Genomic DNA, 21,677 nt, shown 5'->3' with positions numbered 1-21,677 from the left:
ACTCAGAGTCCCTGCTCTTGCCCGGCTGATTCTACGTCCGGACCGGTGTCCTGCGTAATGGACTCCGATTTGCCCATCTCTTCAACCACGGAAGAGGCGAGACTGATTGCATCTCCGTCTTCTTTCCGTTCTGCAGCGTCTGCGACGCCTGCAACTGCCGAGGCGACACTGGAGAGGTGCTCTGCCATCTCTTTCGCATCTTCGTAGTTGATGTGCTCGTTGACCTGGTAGACCTTCCGTAGCCGTTCGAGTTGGACCTCAAGCGACCCCTGTGTGTCACTCAGATTCTGGACGTGCATCGAGAGTTCGTTCGTCATCTTCTGGATCTCCTGGTCAAGATCGCTCCCGCTGCTGACCGAATCTATCATTGATTCGAGATGGAACAGTCTGTGTTCGAGTCGTTCGTACTCGGCCTGTTCGCTATTGCTCAGATCAGACTTATCGAGCTGTCCCCCATTCGTGAGATTCATGATTCGCTGAGCGACTTCTTTCTGTTTGTGCTCGTATTCCTCCATCTTCTGGGAGACGTCGATCTGCCCCATCTGCTCGCGAAGCTCATCTTCGACTTCCTCGACGGTGTCGATGGTCTCCTGGATCTTCGTCGTACACCCCTCGATAGCCGACATCCAGTTGAGAAGCATCGCGGAGTCCTCTTCCGAGTCGCCACCCTCGGCGGCGATGTCCGCCAAAGACTCCGGGTCTGAGAGGACGACGACCTCTGATCCCTCCTCTTTCAGGATACCGTTGTCGATAAAGTAGTCGATGATGGCCTCAGCCTGCTGCTCGGACTGGACGGTGACAGGCGACTCCTCCGCATTGGCGAGGGTTCTGATTGCCTCTTCGCGGGAGATCGTTCCACCGGTGTCTGCCTCAAGGTTCAATGCGTCGGAGAGGTCCTGCTGGATGAGACTCTTGATGACATCACGGAAAGTAGCGTCGAGTCCCTCTGTCTCCTCAAGATCGCCCGAAAACCGAACTGGTTCTTCGTGTTCGCTTTTGGGAGTAGCGACGATGTAATGCTGTCCGTCCTGTTCGATGGCGTCGAAGTTTGTGTATGTCTGTGGCATTGTTAGGCGTCACTCTCCGCAGAGAATCGTTGGTCGACGAGCGTGTCGAACTGGTCCGTGATGGCTCCGCGTACGTGCTGGTTGACTCGCGTCGCGTCGCTGATCTCGATGGTTTCGATTTCGGGGTGGCCGTGATCGCGGTAGTCGCTCGGCGTTGCAAGTTCGTTTTCGCTCTCGATGTCGTCTCGAATCTGTTCAGCCCGGCGGGCCACGTAGTCGTCGAACCGTGCCGGGTCGACCACCAGTTCGCGGGAGACCTCGAGATCATGTCGAGTCGCTACCTCGTCGCGGACTGCCGCCACTAGATCCTCGGAGTCCTGCCGGTCGAGATGGGGCAGTACGTCGAACAGCTCGTCGATCTCGTTGCGGAGGATCTGTTCGAACTCGGAGAGCGGGAGAACGCCTACGTCGCCGAGTTCGTCGACGGCACTCTCGCCCACCTCATTTGCTAGGTGGGCCGCGTACTCGTCCATTGCACTTTTTACGACATACTCCCCGTCGAGATCGGCGATGAAGTCGTTCTTCTCGAGAAAGCGGATGACGTCGCTGGTAGCAGCCACGTCGACGACGTTCTCGAGATCGGTGTGCGAGATAGTCCCGTGCTTGGCCTCTTCCTGGAGCCGAGAGTCAACACTCGCATCTCCAGAGGTCTCGTCTTTTAGTCGTGGTCCGCTGACATAGTAGTCCCGCTCGCCCGCAGCGATTCGACGGACATAGTCCTCGCCCTCCAGTTCGTCCGTAAAGAAGTCCACGTCCGTCGGCGCGATATCGAATCGTGACTCGATGGTCTGCGTGTTAACCACGAGGTCGTACGTGAAGATGCTCTTGAGTTCGTCGCTGACGCGGCTTCCTTCACGGGTTTCGAACGGATCGTAGTAGTAGACGCCACTACGTCGCCGCTCGAAAGCAGAAAGATCGTCGTCAGCGATGTCCTGAAGCGTCCCCTCAATGTCCGACAGCGATAGGCTACCAGCTTTCGTCAAACTCGTGTCGGCACTCTCATATTCTGTCTGTATTTGATCTTTGTGATCATTTACATACAGGAACCCATAATTATTGAGTGCAATATTCCGAGAGATATCTTGTAATGCCTCGTCATCAACGGGACGAATCATATCCGAAAATATACGTCTCGTGTAGTAAATGTTGTCCTGTTAGACAATCCAAAATGACGGTCAGGAGCTAATAGAGACAGGTATTCATCCAGCAAAACACCGCAACGCAGGGGCCCATCAACGAGGGAGGTTATCCTCCAATATCAGTGGACCTCCGTCTGATCGTCTATGCTCGTGGTTCCTTGTATTTAGAAAGAGAGGAACTGAATGTCAAAACCAGCTATTCTTGCCCTTCACGAGTCGGTCAATCGTTCAGGCATGCCAATCTATGTCGATTTTTGACTCTGGTGACCGCGGCCAGTAACCGTACGGCGTGACATGTGGTTCCTGTCTAACCATTCTGACAGCCTACAATACGCTGAATGCGAACGGTTTCACTCCCGGTGGCAGTAACGTCTTGTTTGTTCTCCCCACAATTACTGACAAATGGCGACAAATGATTCAACCGTCGTTGGCGTGGATGCCTGCCAAACCGGATGGTTTCTGACGGTTGTCGAGAACGGAGAACCACGCATGGACAGGGTCGGTGCGTTTTCAGAGAATATCGAGAACCACTCCGAGGCGGACCGGATACTTGTTGACATCCCTATTGGACTCCCGAAAGATGAACGCCGGCAATGTGATATCACCGCTCGGGACCTGTTAGGCAGCCGTGGGGTTTCGGTGTTTTATCCACCGTGCCGAAGTGCCGTCGATTGTGATGAGTATCAGGAAGCGAGCGATAAGCATCGCGAGAAGGTCGGTCACGGACACTCTCAACAGGCACACAGTATCAGTCAGAAGATTCGGGAGGTCGCAGAGATGGTAGACCCAGATGATGACCAGGTGTACGAAAGTCATCCAGAACTCTGCTTCGCGGCGCTAAATGGCCAGCCAGTCGCCTATTCGAAATCGTCAGAGTGTGGCCGTGGCATTCGAATGAAACTGCTCAGCGACGAACTCGATAGTGCCAAGAAGTGCTATCAACAGGCCCGTGATACGTATCTCCTCAAAGAGGTTCGCCGTGATGATATTCTTGATTCGATGGTTCTCGTTGTCGCCGCCCGAGACAGGGAACTTACAAAAATACCGTCCGATGTATCCTCCATCGATCCGCGAATATACTACCCGGAGTTCGAAGTCCCGACGGCACACTTTGAGCAAGCATCCGGGTGTTTCTGAAGCCCCCATCTGCGACTAAGTCTATGGTTGTATGACTCTGTTGAAACCCTCACAGAATGACAATACTGTTGTGCGAGATACAGAGGATACAGTCAGCAAACCGACGATTTTCGTCACACATACTGCGAAGGTCTGCAAAATCAGGAAGGGGAATTGTATAGCACTCAGTGGTTCACATAAGGGTCTCGAACCCACGACGAACAGTTTTTGAGTCAACGAACAGCTAGGTGTGTATCTATAGACAAAAACAGACCCGTATCTGTAACAGTTATCTGTTACAGTCGTCTGGGTGTCCGATTTCCGTCAGAGAACCTCCTACGAATCAGTTGCTGCGGATCTGTGAGGTGACTGGATAGGAAAGTTATCTGTTACAGACTTCTGTTACAGGTTAAAATAGAGGTAGCCAAACGAATTGCTTACCCCAGCTGGCTGTGGTCGACAGCCAATCACCTTGTCAATCAGCTATTGGTTCCGGGATACAGTTAACCTGTACATAGATCGGTTACAGAAAAGTCCAATTTGTCACGGACATCACAGACTGATTTCTATTACAGACGTCTGTAACAGACTACATGGTCGGGCTCCGAGTACCAGTATGAATGCAGTTACAGATAGCTGTAACAGATATCTGTGATATACTGAGAAGCCTCAATTTCGACTTTATAACTCGAAATCGCAGTAGAGCAGCGTTAGGGATTTCTTGTACAAATATCTGTAATAGGTATCTGTAACAGCTGTCTGTCTTGAACGTCTGACACAGATTTATGATACAGGATGCTATAGCACGTTGTGTATGATTACGGCCGTGGTGTACTCGGAGTCGGGCGGAACGTACAAGACCACGATGACGGCCAACCTCGCCGTCGCGCTCGAACGGATGGGCCAGAACACACTCGTGCTGGATTTCGACCCACAGGAGGGGAACCTGACTAGCCTCTTCGACGTCGGAGAGCACCGAAGCGACCCAGACGCGGACAATCTGGTCAAGCATATTCTGGATATGCCCGACGGGGATTTCGATGATCTCATCGAGACGACCGAAGAGGGCGTCGACATCATCCCGAGTCACGACATGCTCGGTGACTTCACGTCCAACCTGGAGCAGAAGATATCCTACGAGACGGGGATGCAGAACATGACCCGGGAGGAATATCCTCGGTTCGAGCTGCTGTACGAACTCCTCTGGGAGAAACAGGCACTCCACGAAAAGTACGACGCTATCCTCATCGACCCCAACGCCCGTGCGGAAGACCTGCTGTATAACGCGATCTTCGCCCTTCGAACACTCGTGGCGCCGGTCAAGCCCGCGGGGAAGGGGAACCTAAGTCTCGACGGGCTGGACGAACTGGTCGGCAACATGGAGACACAGCTCGACATCGAGATTGGACTGTCGTGTGTCGTGCCGTCGGGTGTCGGCCAGACCAATGCTCACCAGCAGTACCAGCAACAGTTCGAGAACACGGCCGAGTTCGCGACACCAGTGACCATCGGCAACCGCGAGAGCCTTATGGACGCGATGTGGGAGGCGCGAGGGTCTGCGTTCAAAGTGGTAGAAGAGCGCTGGAAAACCTTCGAGAGAGACGGCGAGATGATCAGTGAGCCCGGCCAGCGGCGTGTCCGTGACCGGGAGATCGATACACTAGAGAAACTCTACGAACTGGCTCGCTTCATTGCGACGGAAACATTCGACGCCGAGATTGACCCGGTCCTCGAACTGGATATCGACGGCCATGATAACCGCCAGATCAACCTCGAAGAAGACGAGCCGACGGAGGCGACGACTGCATGAGCAACTTCAAGTCCGGTTCCGGGAACCTCGACTTCGGGAGTGGTGACGACGACGCCGACAGTGACGAGGTGACGAATGAAGGAGACGAGAGCCACCAACCGTCGGCGGGTAGTCAGTCCAGTACAGCCGATGAGGACGATTCGACGGCGACGGGGACAAACTCGGCAGACGCGGCCACCGTGACGTCATCAGATACCGAGGCGACGTCGACAGAGGAATCCGCGACGCCGGAGTATCCGTACTTCGTTCGTCGGAGCAACGTCGGCGACGAGCGTGACAAACGCATAGAGATCCACCTCCGAGAGGAAGTCGCCGAGCAGGAAGCCGCGTTTCGGAACGCACTCGCCGACGAACTCGACACTGGCGAAGTCGCGAAAACCGACGCTCGTGAGTTCGCACTGCTCGCTGCGTTCCAGAACCCCGAGAAGGTCGCCGAGTTGATGGAAGACGAAGGCTTTGGCGCGTTGGATTGAACTGCTGTAGCGGTCTGTTTTCGTTTGTGTTGCTGGTTGAGTGACTCGTCGGGCTCTTCTTGCTAACCAACACGGTGGCCGATACTCACCTTATGTTGGTTAGTGGGTGAAGGATCGAAGATTGATCCACCGTATTAGGTTCCAGACTATTATAGTTCAGACTATTATAGTTAAGTTTCTAACTTCGGAGCACATGTCCTCCAGATGGAATTTAACCAGGTGAACACGTATTTCTCCGTGCTGGAGTCGATGGCCAGCGGGAACCGCAGTCGAAACGAGATCGCCCAAGGAGCCGGCATCGAGAGCACCAACACGTCATACTACTTCGACCGGATGGAAACGTTCCAGATCATCGAGAAACACCATCCAGCACTCGCCGACGCGGCGAGCAGCAAGCGGACTCGGTACCAGATTCGAGATCCCGTGTTCCGGTTTTACTTCCGGTATCTCTATGGCCGCGAGGGACAGTACGAACTCTACGGGGAGAACGCCTACGCGGATCTCATCGAACCGGAATTGCCCGATTTTGTCAGCGAAACGTTCGAATCGCTTTGTCACCAGGCGGTGCCGGCGCTCTATGCAGACTACCAGCTCACACAGGTGCCAAGCCAGTGGTGGTACAAGGGTCGGGAGGTAGATGTTGTCGCACCAACTGACGAGTCAACGCTGATCGCCGGCGAAGCGAAATTTACCAACACCCCCCTTGGCTATGACGTGCTCGCGGACCTCGAAGACGATGTCTCCCATATCGACTGGACACCCACCGGAGGTAGTGAGCCGACGTATGAATTCGCCTTGTTCAGCCGCTCTGGGTTCAAACGCTCCGTCGAAGAAGCTGCAGACGAACGTGACGACATCCGTCTCTTCGACCTGTCCGATATCGTTGCCGTTCTCGAGAGTAGTGACCAGTAAATCGCCAAACGTAGCTTGAGTTTAGCTGAGTTGAGGCGCGAACGGCGTCAGCCGTGAGCAAGTAGGGTAGTTCACTTGTCATCCGTCTCCTCAAACGCCTCACTCGTCACATCCGCTAGTTCGCTAGCCTCGATGTGGCTGTACATCTGGCTCGTCGTCGACGGGTCTTCGTGACGAAGAGCCCGTTGGGCGGCCTCGAACCCGACGTTGCGGTACAGGAACTCCCCGACGCCGCGCCGCGCGCCGTGGGGCGTCAGGTAGTCTTTCGGCCCGTCGACGTCGATATCGCCCTCTTCGCACAATCGCTTGAGGATCGACCGAACGCCGTTGACAGAGATAGACGGCGGCCGAGCATCGTGCTCGCGCAGTGTGGCGAGCAGGTCGCCGTCGGGTTCGGCGTCCTCGGGGAGCACACTGTGTAGCGAGGGGGCATGGAGCGTCGGGAACACCGGCCACGAGTCGACGGGCGGGTCGAGGACGGTTTCCCAGCGTTCGATGGCGGGCTGAGCCTGCTCGGGAAGCTGGAGATGCTGGCGTTCCTGATTCTTTCCGAGAACCTGAATTCGGTTGTCTGCGAGGTCGACGTCGGCCCACGTGATGCCGGTCCGGCGCTCGTCGCGACTATCCCGAACCAGTTCGCTCACACGTGCCCCTGTGTAGGCGAGGACGTACACGAGGGCCCTGTCACGGACCTCAGTCCGGGCGGCCATACCATCGGCATCGATGGCGGCGTGGGCCTGCTTATCGGCGTAGTTGCAGAGTGCCTGTCGCTCGTCGGGGGACCAGAACTGCTGAGTGTCAGTCTGTCCGAGGCTCTGGTCAGGGAGTTTCCCGGTGACACGCTCGACGATGGCAGGGTTCTCGGATAGCCACTCCCACTTCTGGCAGTGCGTGAGGAACGCGCGGACAAGGCTGTAGTACTGATGAGCTGTGCGGCCGGTGATGCCTGCTTCATCTGTCGGGTCGGCAGCGCGGGCCTGTGCGCGCCGAGCGAGGTAATCGGCGTAGCTCTCCATGTGTCGGGGTTCGACTTCGTCGACGTACTCAAGGCGCTCACAGTGTTGGTTGGCCCACCGGCGGACGACGCGGCCAGCCATGTCGGCGTAGTTCCCGGAGCCATCGAGTTTCTCCTTATCGGCGACGAAGTGTTCGATGGCCGCTTCAAGGGGTTTACGGCCATCAGAAGGGGTGGTCTGGTCCTGAGACATCCGTTAGACTGACCTGACGGCGCAGGGGTGTAAAAATCCACCGTACATTATTCGTTTAATGTATAGTGAAGTGTTTTTGATGGGAATCGCAAGACTGCGGCGGCATTTGATTGTCATAAACCATTAAGCGCTATATAAAATTGGCACAGATTCCTCCACACGTTTTCGGGATCTCAAATTCTACCAACCACTAGATTGCTGATAATTTCTTTGCGTGGCGGTATCGATTGACAAGACAGCTATGAGTTCAATAGAGATGTGAAACAGTTGATCTGGCGACTAATGTGACGACTTGAAACCGCTCGCCGCCGCGCTCAGAACTACGATGACTTCAAAACGGATGTCGGCGGTTGATGACGACGCCCCCGCGCTCGCGGGGGCGATCGTCTATCACGCTGGGGAAGTCTGTGAATCAGTGGATCATCTCTGGCGTGTTCTTGGAGAGGTATCGATTCCAGTTGACGGACTTACCGACGACCGCCAGCAACACAAGGCCGCAAACGGCACCGAACCGATGGCTCGGGTGTATCTCTATCAGGAGATCTACGACCTCGCCCAGAGCGAGGTCGCAGATCGCCTCGAAGATCGCCCATCACTCCTGAAGACGCTTGATTTGGACAAGGCACCGAGCCAGCAATCAATCTCGTACGCATGGAAGCAGTTCAGTGAACAGACCAAACTGACGCTCAACGCGGCAGCTACAGGTATCGCACAAGAAGCCGTTGACCGCGGCGTCATCTTGGAAGCACGAGTTCCACTCATCCCAGATGAAGACGATATCGAAGAAGACCGTGATGAACCAACCGTAACACGCGAACACATTCGAAAGCAGGGGAACAAGATCGTCGAGCTCGCCCGAAGGCACGCCTTCGGCGAGTTCGACTCTGGTAGGGCCCAGAATAGAGTCTACGAGGACGAACAGATCCTCGATCTGTTCGCCTCGGCATGCCTCACCCAGGGAAGTGCCCATTCAGAGGGTGAAGCCGGATGGTTTCTCGACGAGAACGACGTCTGTGACGACTCGACGTTCCTCCGAGTGATCAAGCAGTTCGCAATGCCGGCTGATCAAGAGGTATCTGTCCCACTCCAAGAACAACAGATCGAGGATATCGTGGCGTTCACCGAGGTTTTTCGCGAGCATCTCATGGACGCATTCGATACCGCGACGGAGAACATCCTCCAGACGATTCGGTACGAAGATCCATTCGACGACCGCCACGTCGTGGCGGCCGTCGATTTCACGCACGTCCCCTACCACGTCTGGCCGTGGATCGACAAGGACGAACAGATCCCAAAGTCGACGTACCCGCCCATGGTGAGCGGGTACGTCGACGACGGTGAGTTGAAACACGGCTACACGTTCGCGACGATCACGATCGTCGGGAACGACGTTCCGATCATCTTGGGGATTGAGGGCGTCAAGGAACACTCAGACTGGGAACCAGCCGAGGTGCCAGCTGACTCGAAAGCAGACGCCGTTGCGCGTCTGCTTTCGAGAGCCCAGCAGTACGTCGATCTGGACGAAATTCTGTTGGATCGTGGCTTCTACACGAGAAACGTCCGTGCAGAGATCGACGGTCGTGGCCTGCTGTACACGATGCCAGTGCCGAAATACGAGTCCGATTACGAGGCGATCAAGCACATCAAGAGCAAAGACGGGGTAGACGCAGCTGTCAACCACGACGTCCCCGTCGGAATCGACGGGGGCGTCGATCATACTGCAGAGTATCTGTACGTTCCAGCCACCAGTGACGACGCTGATGGAGAGTACGCCGTGTTCGTGACCAACCGCGATCACGTCGTTCCCGACGAGATCGCTCACGTTACGAACAGTTACGGCCGTCGCTGGGACATCGAAAACCAGTACAAGTCGGTGAAAGCGTACCTTCCGAAAACCTCCTCGACAGACTACAGAGTACGGTTGTTCAACTTCACGTTTGCAGCATTACTGTACAATCTGTGGCGGCTCACCGACTTTCTGGTGAAAGTCGGCATGGAGCGAGAAATCAGATCGCCGCCAGTCGTGACCGCCAGGACGTTCGTCCGGGCGGTCGGCCACTCTCTCCGAAAAGTCGGATGAGAAGGTGCTGCTGCACCTTCCGCTCGCCTGCGGCAAGCCGCAGGACTCGCGGTCTGAGCACGATATCGACTACTCCCTCCAATCGGCCCGTCCCTCCTCGCTAGTCGGCGACCGATACATAGCATTTCCGTGAGAACATCTCAAACTTCGCCTGATTCGACCGATATTCGTTTGTAGACGCTCTATATCCCGAAAACGTGTCCTCTAGACCGAGGTAGTTTTAGACACCGGCAGATAGTAGGAAATCTGTAGTCCGCTATCGGAAGGGTTCGTAGCCCCACTCGTCCAGTCTCCCAGCACCGAAGCAATGAGCCAGTCGCATCCTTAATGGCGCCGAGTTCAGATAAATTCGAGGTTCAGCGCCAAACTTCTCTGCAAATACATTCGCTTACTCAAGATATAGCCAAGAGATACACAATTTTCCCCTCTTATCAGGTCATATTGTTCCTGTCTGTAATTTATGTATTTATATACTTCGTATTGTATACGAGATTGTATATTATGTATTTTCTTGAGTCAAATTAACTACATTGGGCGCTACGTTTGATACAGATGCGTCGGCTCAGTGTAACTATACGGTCTTTCCGCAGATACACTCGTGTCCCTGTCGAGACCGCCCGGTAACGTATGTATGAATCTCGGTGGCGAGTTCGTACATCGCTTCAGCACGCGCTGCTGAGGCGAGCCCATCCTGATAGTACGTTTTTGCCCGGTGGTCACGCCAGAGATCTGCGAGATCAGCCGCCATCGATTCTCCGAAAACACCGGCCGCCGCCGCCTCTCGATAAACACCAGGATGCGTGCCAGGAAGATCATCCGGCTGCATCGTGCCGCGTTCGAGGAGGCGAAATTCCACGGTCCGTTCGATGGCGACGAACGACGCTTCGATGACGAGTGTGTAGTAGCTGGCCTGTTGCAGTGCCTCGGCGCCGGCGAGCAAGCGACAGGCCTTCCGCAGCTGAAGGAGGGCGGCATCCTCGACATCAAGCCCGGCTTCGATATCTGTTGGGCGGCGGTCGAACGCGGCTTGCACAGTATCGATGAGCTGCTCGATCCGCGTACTACTCATCGGCGACGATCTCCTTCCGGAGCGAGTCAAGGTGGTCGCTGCCGTAGACCGTAATTCCTTCAGCGAAGATTTCTCGAAGCTTTGATCCAGCTCTGCGTGCGCTCTCGGCGGATTCAACATACGGTTCGAACGCGAATCGGTCACCGTCGAAGCGGTCGGACTGGAGATCAGCAACGATATCGGTAACCTGCCGGCGGGCTGTCGTTCGGTCGCCATCGATGACGACGAAACAATCGATGTCGCTCTGGCGGTCAGCTTCGCCCCGAGCGACGCTCCCGAAAATAACGATACCGAGGAGGTCGTCAACGTCGTCGGCCTCAGTGAGCGTGGCTTGCATGCGGTCAACGAATGCCCGGATCGGTGCGTGGAACTCCGACTGCGGAATAGCAAGTATCGGATCGTCTTTCTGGAGTCGCTGGGGGTCGATCGCGATGTAGTTTCGTTGTGGCGTCTCTCGAATTCGGATGGCACCGATACTGTCGAGGAGGTCGACAGCCCGCCACACCGTCGAGCGGGTGACGCCTGTGGCGTCGACGAGTTCGGGGATCGTAAATTCCGTGTCGTGGGCGTCAGCGAGCAGGCGGAGGATGTCGTCCGCGGCCCCGATACGGAAGACATCGGTATCCGGGTCGGGATACGCATCGATGCAGACTGTTATATCCTGTTTCGCCATTTCAGATACTATCTGATTTTGTGCAACGACATATAAATAGGTGGCGGCGTCACGCAGGCGGGCGCTCTGCTCCGCTACCTCGAGACCCACGGCGAGGTCGACGACGACCGACTCCCGGAGTGGGACGAGTTCCAGGAGTTGGCGGCTGACTATGAGGTGCAACTCCCACAATGAGACCAACATTCGGACGTGAGTACATCGAGAACGAGTTCCAGCGAATCGCGGATGGGCTCTCGGCCCCGCTCACGGTATACCTGATCGGTGGTGGCGCGATGTCGCTGCGCGACCTCAAGGGAGCGACGAAAGACATCGACCTGGTCATCCCGGATGGCGACGCGTACGGTCAGCTGTGGGCCGTCCTGATGGACCTCGGGTACGCGGAGGTCCAATCGCTGGATCCAGATTACCGGGCGCTGGGGGCGACGAGCTGCGTCGAGAACGACGATGGGTGTCGCCTCGACATCTTCAACCAACAGGTCGCGAACGTCGCCTGTTCGACCACCGTTAGGAGCGACGACTTCCGCTGGGCCAGTGAATCGCTCGTGGAGCAGTTCTTCGATTGGATGGCCTTCCAGCCAGAGATAGTGCACTTCGTGATTATCTACAAATGACTCAGCGAGCGTCACGACAGAGAACGATGGTCGTCGCGATCCAAGAGATTACCATGTCGTTGTCTTGGTTGTACGCACGGGTTTGATTGCGCACGTACCCCCGGTCGTCACGGCTTTCCGACAGTCGGGTATCGAGAATCTCGTTTTCGACAGTTAGGGTGTCGCCAGCGTACACAGGCGTTGTCCAGGACAGTTCGTCCAGCCCCGGTGAGCCGATGCTCACTGTTTCACCGAGGAATTCATCGACGAGCAGCCGCATACAGATACATGCGGTGTACCATCCACTGGCGATAATATCTCCGAATACAGACTTCGACGCCGCCTCCTCGTCGATATGTATCGGTTGAGGATCGTACTGTTTGGAGAATGCAATCATCTCATCTTGCGGAACAGTGTAACTGCCGATGTCTCTTATCGTACCCTCTGTGATGTCTTCGAAGTAGATCTGCGGCATCAAGCGGATGCTCGAGCTTGGGGAGGATAAAACGAATGTAGTACGATCGCAGACAAATCATTTGAGTAGTATATCGTACACAATCATCTTCGACCCATCAAGTAGACCTATTACATATTATATATGAGCTGAATTATAAATATCCTATATGTGGGTTAAATATCTATATTTACGTTAGCAGATAAGATACAAAAATCTAAAATTAACACTGGCCAATACACTTTTTAATCTCCCGAGTGACGGATCTGGATACGATAGGAGTTGATTTCACCAGGTCCATGGTCGCGAACATGGCAGCACTCCAATACGGTGGGCCAATGGGTCATTCGCTGCCCACTCGAGTGAGGTCATGCATCCGATCTAATTTCGCGGGTCAGCTGTCGCATCGTTAGGCAACCAGAGCCATCAGTATTCAGACTATGAGTACGACACCACGGTCACACACCGAATCACCCTCCATGAATCATTTGCAGAGTCGCCTCCACGCTGTTCGCAAGCGTGCCTACCACGGACTGCGATCCATTACCCTCCGACCACTTCTCCAGACTACGATGCAGTTAGCGCTCGTGGTCGTTCTGTTCAGTGGGCCAGCGTTGGCACAATCTGACGTCGGCTCGGTATACTGTGGAACGCCGGTCGAAACAGGTATCAGCGTCGTCTTCAGCGCGCTTGCCGCTCTCGGTCTGCCAGCGGGGATGTTCTTCACCGGCCGCAGTGGACTCGCCTATATGCGGTCGACGGGTAACCCGAACGCACAGAACCAGGCTCGTCGGGACCTCATCCTTTCGGGGATCGGCCTCGGCGTCGTCATCATGGCGTTGGTCGCACCAGAGATCGTGGCGAAATTCGGGAACGAAATCGGATTCTCGTTCTCTGAATGTGTGACGCCTTTCGCCAGTAGCTCTAGCTAAACCACCACCGACATCTGCCGCCCACCCGACCTGATGTCCGCCCTGCATCGCCTCCTCGTGGCCACAGTCATCACCAGCAGTCTGGTGACACCAGCTGTGGCTGCGTCGACGGAGATGACGACTGGACAAGCGTCGGTCGACAGGCCGCTCGTTCAGCAAGGCCACCAGTGCTTTGCCGACGACTCACCGCGGCCGGAGCGACCGGGAACGGACCCACCAGCGTATACACATACGTTCGATGCGGCGTTCTTCCGAGCGTACTGGTCCGGCGATCCGGACTACCGATATACGTCAAACGACTCAGAACCTGCGGAGTCGCTGAGTCAGATCGGGCGTATCCCCTGTGCCAGCGACATTACGTTCAGGCAGCCGCCAAACGTCGAAGCGTGGAACGACCGCGAACTCGAACGGTATCGTGATGGCAGTGGATCGGCGTACCCGACACGGACCTCGCCGACGTCCGGGGTTGTCGACGATACGTACATCGAGATTTTCGCGGTGAATCCGCTGACCGTGGTTCACCAGCCAGAAGGGACGACGCAATACGCCAGTCCCAATGGAACGGTGCGGACGATTGGTTCCTACTCTGGGTCAACACCCCGCTGTCCGGATGAAGACGACGTAGAGATTTCCTGTCACGTCCAGTCGACGAGCGTTGACCACGTCACGTTGTACGTCGACGGCGAGCGACAGGACACGTCATCGTCGCCGACTGCAGAACTCCAGTACCACAACCTCAGCGGGCGGTCGACGCTGACTGTGCAGATGCAGGTCACAGTGACTGTCGAAAAGCGCTGGGACGATCCGGAGGAGAATGACACGGACGTTGCCCACCCGACGTTCACGACAACGGTGTCCGACTCACGGCAGGTCACGGCCTACGAACTCAACGAATCAGAGATCACCGTCTCACTAGCGGATCACCGCAACAGCTCTGGTGTCAGCATGACGGTGCCGGAGCTCTGGCGGAGTGCCTCGTTTGAGACTGGCGATACGATACATAGTCGGTGGCGGTTCTACACCCGGAGTCCCGAGGGCTGGGCGGCATGGAACTCGACATCTGGCGGGGAAGCGCCCGTCTCGCAGACGGTCCGACCCTTGCAGGTCCATGCCATCCCAGCAAAGCGAGGGCCACTCGCCAACAGCGACCAGTATTCGCTGGCGGCACAGGGTCGGTTCTACGAACTGGGCGACGACTACGACCGCATCCAGCGGGATTTTGTCGTGACGCACCGCCCAGGACCGGAAGCGCGAACTCCGTTGCTCGGCCCCGAGATTTTGCTGAATCAGTCAGCGACCACTACCCGGACGGAGCGGGTCATCATCCGAGCGAACAACTCCCACTCGTTCCGAGCGTATAGCTCGCCAACGGTGACTGGAATCGTGCGCGGGAGTTACACGAAGGGCGGGTTGTCGGCGTCGAAGACGGTCAGCGCGTACCCAGCCAATATGACCGCGAGCGTCGTGAACCGGACGCGAAACGCGACGACGCTGTCAGTGACAGTCCAGTCGACGCGCGGCTATCCCGTCGGCTTCGGGACGGTGACTGTGACCGCACGTAACCATACGCGGTCGCACACGTTACAGCCCACCGAGCGAGGGACATTCACCATCACGCTGCCGGCGCGCGGCATCGACCGGATGCTGCTGACCTACCGGCCGAAGTACCACTGGTGGGAGCAGTCGAACCCGGTGGTCGGCGATATCGTCGCGACGGAGCGAACGACGAGGGTCGAGTCCGTCGAATCAACGTACCCGCTGTTCGAGACGATCGTGTCGCTGATCGTCGCGACCGTCCTGTGGTTCCTCCCGCTGGGGTTGCTCCTGTACGGAATAGACATCTGGACGAATGGACGACTGTTAGGACTCTACTCAGCATGAGTGATAACACAACCAGTACGAGTACTGCACGTTGTATCGACAGACGAACGCTTCTGAGCGGACTGGGTGCCGGATTGGTCGCCCTTGCTGGCTGTAGTGACAGTACCGGCTCTTCGAATAACACAGACGGGACGCCGGCTTCGAGCCCGAGCTTGGAAACGGATGTTCTTGAATCGGTTACGTTTGAGGGGAAAGCTGGCTACTCTTCCCGAGTCATTGCGAAGTTCCAGCTCGCGGAGAACTCAAAAATCACCCAAGTCGGCTTGATCAACGGGCTTGGGAATGAGGTGGACAGAGCCTACATCTCTGAGCGTGAAACAGTAGCTGAATTCGTCGTTGCTCGGTTGGGGGACTCGCCGTCTGAGAGAATCACTCAAGGTGAAAATACGCTCATACTAATCGGCGAAAATACAGAGGTTGATGTCCCGTTGACGTACTCTGCTTCACTCACTCTGCATGACGTTGTCGGTCCAAATGAACATTCTGAGTTACCAGAACCACAGCGCGAAGGACGGGAACCAATCGGACTCATTGTAGAAAATACTGGAGACCACCCGGATATAGCGCAAGACGTCATTTCGGAGGACGGCCCGCATTTAGAAAACTTCGACAAGGAGACTTCGGAAGAAGATCTCGGCATTCTGGTTGAATCGGGTGCGACAACGGTACTGCCGGTACGTAGCTATTTGGCACAAGATTTCCACTGTTCAAAAACTCATACACGAGATGCTAAATTGACCTTGAAATCGGCATTCAGCGATCCAGTAACGTTCATCCAGACGTTCAGATATAGTCCGAAGCGTGAGAATTTCTGCGAGATCTCTCTTGACGGGAAACAAACCATCGTAGAACGAGACCAGACGACAACTGAATAACATATGCAGAGTCTCGAAACCCTCAGAGACGTCTTCTATCAGGCGTTGGTAGACCTGATGAATCTCTTTCCGGTTGCGTTCAAAGAGTGGCTCCGTAGGCATGTGATGAATACACTTGTGGAGCCGCTCGTCGGAACCCCAGCACCGAGGGGTGGGCCCACAGATACCTTCCAAATCGCATTTAGAACCGCTGTCAACAGCCCCTGGAGCAGTCTTATTGAGACGATCTATTTTGATTACGTCGTAGGACTTGCGCTCGGCCTCCAACTCATCGTAATCGCAGCGGTCGGACTACGGTACCAATCGATGAATCCAGTTATCCGAAAAAAGGTAGGCCGTCGACTCTTTATTGCGTTCCTCTCTGTCTTTGTCTGGCTACCAATGGCCTCCCTAGGCCTGCAATTCTTCGACGTGCTTGGGACGACGATCTCTACGTTCCAAGGTGCAGACGAAGGCGCAGTGGCCGCCGAAATCTTCGTCTTCAATTCGCTCATATCCTTTGCGCCTCCGATCGCGCTCGTCATGCTAGCTATCCTGCTCTATATTTACGCGAAGGTCCTCGCGATCTCGATTACTCGCTGGATTGGCGTCATACTGCTCACACTGGGTATGCCGCTATTGGCGACATTCTGGGCCATCGAGGTGTGGCCGTTCGGGAAGTTCAGCAGCCTCTCGAAGCAGATTGCTGCGACGTATCCTGGACTCATCGCGGCAAGCCTACCTTCGGCACTGCTCATCCGCATCGGCATCGAAGTGAACGACTGGGGAGTGCCGGGGATGGGACTCTTCGCTGCACCCCTCCTGCTGTACCTGTCGGCGAAAGCCCAGAAGATGATGATTCAGAAGAGCAGTCCGACGCTGGTCCGAATGAGCGACCAGGCCTGGGCGGCGGGCAAAAAGCCCGTCGAGGTCGGTGGTGCCGCCGCCACGCTCGGTGCCTACGCCGTCGGTGGTCCCGCGGCTGGTGGCGCAGTGACTGCCGCACAGAGTGCGATGCAAGGCAACTCGACCGGGACCGCACTGGGTGCTCGCATGGTCCATCGCGAGCTGTCCGGCAGTGGCTCGTCTGGAAGCGGTCCGTCACAGGGACCAAACGGGTCAGGATCCAGCGGGACTGGCGCAGGGAGTGCACCAGCTGGAACCGACGGTGGTGGTCCACCCGGCCCCTCGGCGCCGCCGAGTAGCTCGGCAGGTGGGTCCGCCAGTACTGGGAGTCCATCCACAGCCGCGGGGACTGCATCAGCCACCGGGAGTTCATCAAACTCCACTGCGGCAGATCCATTTGAACAAGCTTTCGGCAGGGAGTCTGATGATGGGACGACTGCCGACAGTAGCGAAGTTACCTCACGGCAAACGGAACCGGCCGATGGTGAGCAAGTTCGAAATCGGCCAACGGCAGTCGTCGACGACGAAGAATCGTCGTACAATCGGGACGATACCACAGTGTATCACCACGACGCCGACGCACCAGAGGGCGGCGGCGCTACGGAATCCGGGTCCAGAGTAGAACAGCTCCACGAAGCATTGCAGACGGATGCTGATATCCTGGGGCCGGACGCGTACCGGTTCCCAGACGACAGCAGCGCCCGTATTCAACAGATGGAGGACACCGATGAGTAACGCATCGACTGACGAATTCAACACGAATATCGTCCACGACGATCTCGGCGGGACGACCGAGTTCTGGGGACAGTACACGTTTGGAGAGTTACTGCTGTTCATCCTGCCCCTCTTCGGGTGGCTCGTCTTCCTCGGGATGCCGTTCGTGCCATCGGGCTTCCTCGTGCCAGCGACGGGACTGCTCATCGCGACGGAACTGTTCCTGCTCGGGCTCCACAAAGCCCGGCCCCGGTACTATCGGCTGACTGAGTGGCTGTCAGTTCGCCTCCGGTGGGCCATCAAGAAACCCGAGTATCTCTTCGACGACGGGGCACAGGACACGCGGGCGGTCACCCGTGTCGATCGGGTCCTCCCGCACGGCATCAAGCGCGTCGACGGCGCGCATCTCGGCGCAGTCCAGGTCACACCCGCCAACATGGCCCTCCAGGACGGTGAGCAGTGGCAGCAGGCAGTTCGCTCGCTCACTGACTTGGCGAACTCACTGGAAGGAAAGACGGACCTGTACGTCACGACTCGAGAAATCGACCAGTCGAATCACATCCGCTCACATCAGGAACGCCTGAGCGATCCCGACACGAACCGGCTCCCCATACTTCGGGGGCTGCTAATGGAGTGGGTCAACCGCTACACGACCGACGACGAGCCGGTAGCCGGGACGGAGATGGAACGAGAGTACTACATTATCGTCTCGGTTACGGACGACGATATCGATGCGATCGACCGTGAGTCGGCGTCGCTACTCCACACGCTGGCAGATGTACCCGTCGTGGGCCGTCTCGCTGAGGTCGTCGCCTCTGATGGCCTCACTCAGAGTGAGCGCGAGACTTACAAGGCGAAGAAACTGAAAGACCGCGTCACGTCGACGACTCGTGCTGTCAATAGCCTGTATCGGTGTAGTGGCACCCCGGTTTCACCGGTACAGCTGGCGAAGCTCACCAAAGAATACTGGGCGTGTGAGTCTCAGTCGTTCGGAGCGCTTGCGGAGACGTCTGGCCTCTCCCCGCTGCATTACACTCGTGGACAGGATGCAGCGACGCAAGACCTCGATCGAGAAGACCTGCAAGAGGAACCTCCCGGGTTCGAGGATGTGGATACCGATGCAGTTCCGGCGGCGTTCCGTCAGCCCGGCCAAGAACAACAGTCCTTGCTCGCGCCATCGGCGGTTGACTGGTACGAGGACTACACGATCCTCGATAACGAGACGTTCGCGCGGACGTTCTGGATCGAGACATTCCCAGAGCATCCGACCAACGGGATGCTCGAACGCCTCCTGTTGGATACGGATCTGAAAGCCGACGTCTCCATCCATATCGACCCGTACGACTCGCAGGACGCCGTGGAGGTTATTTCAGAATGGGTCTCCTCGCTGCGAGTCCTGCAAGAGGACGTCGGCGAACTCGATAGTGAAGACCTCCAGCACGATATCCAGCGTGCGAAGTACATCCGGCAGGCCGTCCGCCGGAACCACACGTCACTGTATCAGGCTGGCGTGTTCATCCGCGTTACCGCAGACTCCAAAGAAGAACTGCGCCAGCAGACCACCCAACTGGAAACGCTACTGCGGGACTCGCCGGCGAACTGCTCGATCAAGCGGGCGACCCGGAGACAGGAACAGGGGCTAGTCACAGTCTCGCCCATCGGCGGGAACGAACTGGGACGAAACCGTTTGTCATCGATGACCGGCGAAGCACTGGGATCGCTATTCCCGTTCTCGTCGAACTACCTGCGGATGGCCGACGGCATCCAGTACGGCACCCACGACCACAACGACTCGACGGTGCTCATCGACCCGTGGGAACTGGAGACCGGCCACTCGGAACTGGTCACCGGGATGCCCGGCGGCGGAAAGACCCACGGGACGCAAGCCCGAGCCCTGCGGATGCTGAAAAAGCGCTCGGACGTCAAGCAAGTCTATATCGACCCGGTCGGGGACATGCGCGGGAACGCGCAGGTGCTGGACGCGAAGACCATCACTATCAGCGGGGACACACCGCTGAATCCCTGCGAGATGCATCCCACGCCCCAGCACGTCCTCGAACAATCACCGGATATGGAGCCCGTCCGGGCGAAGATCGACGAGGTGTACGGGGTCATCATGAACTTCCTCGCATCGCGGGATATCGACCTCGACATGCACAGCGGCCTGATCACGTTCCTCATTCAAACGGTGTTCGAGGAATCCGATATCGATCGGGATGACCCGTCGACGCACACGCCCGAAAACTCCCCGACGATGCAGGACATCCTCGACCTCATCGACGAGATTCAGACAAATCCAGAACGGTTCCCTGGCGCCGAAACAGAGAGCGCGAAACAGACGATTCGGGAGTACGCCGACGAGCTGTCAGTAGCGTTGCAGCCGTTCCGCAAAGGGAGTACGTACGGCAATCTCGCAGAAGAGTCGAATCTGAACCTCATCGACAACGACAGCAAGGGCGTGTATCTGGATCTCCAGCAGGTCGAAGGCTCTGGTGAGGGGCTGGGCAAACAGTCGTTCATCATGCAACTGCTGCTCTCGACGCTGTACCAGCAGGCGAAGAATATGGAGACAAAGGTGGAGGTCATCATCGACGAAGCCCACTATCTCTTCGCCGACGATGCCAACCTGGCATTCCTGAACCAGATTGCCCGCCATCAGCGACACGCGGGGATCCGACTGGTGATGCTCTCCCAGACACTCAACGAGTTCTACGACGGCGACGCTGCTGAAGAAATAGCTGGGATGTGCCCGATTATGGTGCATCACCGAGAGCCGAGTCTGGACGCTAAGACCGCCCAGCGTGCTGGCCTGACCAGTGAACAACAACACTACGTGAACAACGCGCAGGCCGGGAAAGAGTCAGTTGGCGACGGCCAGGGCTACAGCGAGGCGTTGGTCCGTGTCGACGAGCAGGGCGACTACCCGGTCCAGATTCGCACCTCGTGGGAGGAAAAGCGCGTCATCGACCTCGACACGACAGTGGATGACCCACTGGACGTCCTGATCGAGAATCGACCTGAGCAGGTTGAAGCGTTCGACGAGTTCCTCACCCACGAAGCGATGGTGAGCGACCTGACCAAGCAACACGGACTGACCAGAGACCAGGCCGAGACTCTCCTGTCCGGGGTGTCGGATGCGGAACTCCTCGACGCGCTATCGGTCGCGCTTGATCGGGCGACCGACGCCGACGAGGAGCGTTCCAGTTCATCATCGGCTGACGACGGGCAGGAGCCAGCAACAGCGAACAGTACGACAACTGATGCCGGCGTCGACTCGTTTACCGATTCTATGACACAGGTACTCGATTCCATGGAGGCGCAACGGCAGTCAACTACGACGAACGGCACAGCCCCAGCAGCGCACGACACTGGTGGTGATGCCGATGAGTAAACACGTGACCTTCTACACATCGGATGAGCAGAAGGAGATGATCGAGCAGATGGCAGACAAACGAGATATGAGCCTTTCTCAATACTGTGTGCTCGCGCTCGATAGACAGCTCGCTCGCGATGTCCGTTTTGAACGCATCTCGGAGACTGACCTGGACCAGCAGCTAGAGCAGATGCAGGACGAAGTTATTGACGAGATAGAATCGACGTTTGCGCCGTCGACTGAGGAGGAACAGTTCTACGGGGTTGCCCTATGGAATCTCCTCAGCTCGGAGCATCCTAGCGAAGCACAGGCCGATGCGATGGCAAACGCCTCGGAGCAGCTGGACAGAGGACTTGAGAAACTCCGGCAGAAGGAAGAGGATGATGCATAATGTCGGATGCTCGGTTGCAGGTCTACACGAGTGAG

16 protein-coding genes and 3 pseudogenes are annotated in these 21,677 nt (G+C 56.7%); 13 read left to right on the top strand and 6 right to left on the bottom strand.

Annotated features, from left to right (window positions below):
• Positions 1 to 2 precede the first annotated feature (2 nt).
• Together EGH21_RS19570 and EGH21_RS19565 are read right to left on the bottom strand one after the other, a co-directional pair.
• A complete protein-coding gene (locus EGH21_RS19570; RefSeq protein ID WP_220620093.1) occupies positions 3 to 1,067 on the bottom strand; it encodes a hypothetical protein in 1,065 nt (354 codons plus the stop codon).
• A 2-nt stretch (positions 1,068 to 1,069) separates the two neighbouring features.
• Positions 1,070 to 2,050: a hypothetical protein gene (locus tag EGH21_RS19565; protein WP_220620092.1), complete on the bottom strand. Its 981-nt coding sequence runs from the start codon at positions 2,048 to 2,050 to the stop codon at positions 1,070 to 1,072.
• 558 nt (positions 2,051 to 2,608) lie between these two features.
• Here EGH21_RS19565 and EGH21_RS19560 point away from each other — a divergent pair.
• The 4 genes and pseudogenes from EGH21_RS19560 to EGH21_RS19545 form a co-directional block, all read left to right on the top strand.
• Positions 2,609 to 3,343 (top strand): DUF429 domain-containing protein, encoded by a 735-nt coding sequence (locus EGH21_RS19560; protein WP_220620091.1) that lies wholly within the window; start codon positions 2,609 to 2,611, stop codon positions 3,341 to 3,343.
• A gap of 793 nt (positions 3,344 to 4,136) precedes the next feature.
• On the top strand, positions 4,137 to 5,132 hold the full coding sequence (locus tag EGH21_RS19555; RefSeq protein WP_220620090.1) for a ParA family protein: 996 nt from the start codon (positions 4,137 to 4,139) through the stop codon (positions 5,130 to 5,132).
• Entirely contained in the window at positions 5,129 to 5,605 is a 477-nt protein-coding gene (locus tag EGH21_RS19550) for a DUF7970 domain-containing protein (protein ID WP_220620089.1), read from the top strand. Before EGH21_RS19555 ends, EGH21_RS19550 begins: the two co-directional genes overlap by 4 nt.
• A gap of 195 nt (positions 5,606 to 5,800) precedes the next feature.
• A pseudogene (locus EGH21_RS19545) lies at positions 5,801 to 6,517 on the top strand (ATP-binding protein); the annotation flags it as partial.
• Positions 6,518 to 6,588: 71 nt separating this feature from the next.
• Here EGH21_RS19545 and EGH21_RS19540 read toward each other — a convergent pair.
• A complete protein-coding gene (locus EGH21_RS19540) occupies positions 6,589 to 7,725 on the bottom strand; it encodes a tyrosine-type recombinase/integrase (protein ID WP_220620087.1) in 1,137 nt (378 codons plus the stop codon).
• A gap of 340 nt (positions 7,726 to 8,065) precedes the next feature.
• On the opposite strand from EGH21_RS19540, the gene EGH21_RS19535 reads away from it, so the two are divergent.
• Entirely contained in the window at positions 8,066 to 9,805 is a 1,740-nt protein-coding gene (locus EGH21_RS19535; RefSeq protein ID WP_220620116.1) for an ISNCY family transposase, read from the top strand.
• A 571-nt stretch (positions 9,806 to 10,376) separates the two neighbouring features.
• Here the strand turns inward: EGH21_RS19535 and EGH21_RS19530 are convergent.
• A complete protein-coding gene (locus EGH21_RS19530; RefSeq protein WP_220620086.1) occupies positions 10,377 to 10,874 on the bottom strand; it encodes a DUF8154 family protein in 498 nt (165 codons plus the stop codon).
• Positions 10,867 to 11,547, bottom strand: a complete 681-nt coding sequence (locus EGH21_RS19525; protein ID WP_220620085.1) for a nucleotidyltransferase domain-containing protein — start codon at positions 11,545 to 11,547, stop codon at positions 10,867 to 10,869. Before EGH21_RS19525 ends, EGH21_RS19530 begins: the two co-directional genes overlap by 8 nt.
• A gap of 63 nt (positions 11,548 to 11,610) precedes the next feature.
• On the opposite strand from EGH21_RS19525, the pseudogene EGH21_RS24770 reads away from it, so the two are divergent.
• Both EGH21_RS24770 and EGH21_RS19520 read left to right on the top strand, forming a co-directional pair.
• Positions 11,611 to 11,721, top strand: a pseudogene (locus tag EGH21_RS24770) (transcriptional regulator TrmB); the annotation flags it as partial.
• Positions 11,718 to 12,032, top strand: a pseudogene (locus tag EGH21_RS19520) (hypothetical protein); the annotation flags it as partial. The pseudogenes EGH21_RS24770 and EGH21_RS19520, both read left to right, overlap by 4 nt.
• Positions 12,033 to 12,159: 127 nt before the next feature.
• On the opposite strand, the gene EGH21_RS19515 reads toward EGH21_RS19520, so the two are convergent.
• Positions 12,160 to 12,612 (bottom strand): MaoC family dehydratase, encoded by a 453-nt coding sequence (locus EGH21_RS19515; RefSeq protein ID WP_220620083.1) that lies wholly within the window; start codon positions 12,610 to 12,612, stop codon positions 12,160 to 12,162.
• 566 nt (positions 12,613 to 13,178) lie between these two features.
• Here EGH21_RS19515 and EGH21_RS19510 point away from each other — a divergent pair.
• From EGH21_RS19510 to EGH21_RS19485, 6 genes are all read left to right on the top strand, one after another.
• Positions 13,179 to 13,523 carry a hypothetical protein gene (locus EGH21_RS19510; RefSeq protein ID WP_220620082.1) on the top strand — a complete coding sequence of 115 codons (345 nt, stop codon included), beginning with the start codon at positions 13,179 to 13,181 and terminating at the stop codon, positions 13,521 to 13,523.
• A 96-nt stretch (positions 13,524 to 13,619) separates the two neighbouring features.
• Positions 13,620 to 15,404: a DUF8186 domain-containing protein gene (locus EGH21_RS19505; protein WP_220620081.1), complete on the top strand. Its 1,785-nt coding sequence runs from the start codon at positions 13,620 to 13,622 to the stop codon at positions 15,402 to 15,404.
• The gene (locus EGH21_RS19500) at positions 15,401 to 16,279 is read left to right on the top strand and encodes a hypothetical protein (RefSeq protein ID WP_220620080.1); all 879 of its coding nucleotides are present in this window, start codon (positions 15,401 to 15,403) and stop codon (positions 16,277 to 16,279) included. Before EGH21_RS19505 ends, EGH21_RS19500 begins: the two co-directional genes overlap by 4 nt.
• A 3-nt stretch (positions 16,280 to 16,282) precedes the next feature.
• A complete protein-coding gene (locus EGH21_RS19495; protein ID WP_220620079.1) occupies positions 16,283 to 17,899 on the top strand; it encodes a TrbL/VirB6 family protein in 1,617 nt (538 codons plus the stop codon).
• Positions 17,892 to 21,269: a VirB4 family type IV secretion system protein gene (locus EGH21_RS19490; RefSeq protein WP_220620078.1), complete on the top strand. Its 3,378-nt coding sequence runs from the start codon at positions 17,892 to 17,894 to the stop codon at positions 21,267 to 21,269. Before EGH21_RS19495 ends, EGH21_RS19490 begins: the two co-directional genes overlap by 8 nt.
• Positions 21,262 to 21,642, top strand: a complete 381-nt coding sequence (locus EGH21_RS19485; protein ID WP_220620077.1) for a hypothetical protein — start codon at positions 21,262 to 21,264, stop codon at positions 21,640 to 21,642. Before EGH21_RS19490 ends, EGH21_RS19485 begins: the two co-directional genes overlap by 8 nt.
• Positions 21,643 to 21,677 lie beyond the last annotated feature (35 nt).

Source organism: Haloarcula rubra, from assembly GCF_019599465.1.
GTDB classification, from domain to species: domain Archaea; phylum Halobacteriota; class Halobacteria; order Halobacteriales; family Haloarculaceae; genus Haloarcula; species Haloarcula rubra.
The sequence above is the reverse complement of the archived record's forward strand: the minus strand, read 5'-3'. Positions and strand labels throughout refer to the sequence as shown.

Excerpts from the sequence above, each read along its gene's own strand:
- EGH21_RS19570 (WP_220620093.1), bottom strand. The coding sequence starts at position 1,067 with ATGCCACAGACATACACAAACTTCGACGCCATCGAACAGGACGGACAG.
- EGH21_RS19560 (WP_220620091.1), top strand. The coding sequence starts at position 2,609 with ATGGCGACAAATGATTCAACCGTCGTTGGCGTGGATGCCTGCCAAACC.
- EGH21_RS19555 (WP_220620090.1), top strand. The coding sequence starts at position 4,137 with ATGATTACGGCCGTGGTGTACTCGGAGTCGGGCGGAACGTACAAGACC.
- EGH21_RS19550 (WP_220620089.1), top strand. The coding sequence starts at position 5,129 with ATGAGCAACTTCAAGTCCGGTTCCGGGAACCTCGACTTCGGGAGTGGT.
- EGH21_RS19540 (WP_220620087.1), bottom strand. The coding sequence starts at position 7,725 with ATGTCTCAGGACCAGACCACCCCTTCTGATGGCCGTAAACCCCTTGAA.
- EGH21_RS19535 (WP_220620116.1), top strand. The coding sequence starts at position 8,066 with ATGTCGGCGGTTGATGACGACGCCCCCGCGCTCGCGGGGGCGATCGTC.
- EGH21_RS19530 (WP_220620086.1), bottom strand. The coding sequence starts at position 10,874 with ATGAGTAGTACGCGGATCGAGCAGCTCATCGATACTGTGCAAGCCGCG.
- EGH21_RS19525 (WP_220620085.1), bottom strand. The coding sequence starts at position 11,547 with ATGGCGAAACAGGATATAACAGTCTGCATCGATGCGTATCCCGACCCG.
- EGH21_RS19515 (WP_220620083.1), bottom strand. The coding sequence starts at position 12,612 with ATGCCGCAGATCTACTTCGAAGACATCACAGAGGGTACGATAAGAGAC.
- EGH21_RS19500 (WP_220620080.1), top strand. The coding sequence starts at position 15,401 with ATGAGTGATAACACAACCAGTACGAGTACTGCACGTTGTATCGACAGA.
- EGH21_RS19495 (WP_220620079.1), top strand. The coding sequence starts at position 16,283 with ATGCAGAGTCTCGAAACCCTCAGAGACGTCTTCTATCAGGCGTTGGTA.
- EGH21_RS19490 (WP_220620078.1), top strand. The coding sequence starts at position 17,892 with ATGAGTAACGCATCGACTGACGAATTCAACACGAATATCGTCCACGAC.
- EGH21_RS19485 (WP_220620077.1), top strand. The coding sequence starts at position 21,262 with ATGAGTAAACACGTGACCTTCTACACATCGGATGAGCAGAAGGAGATG.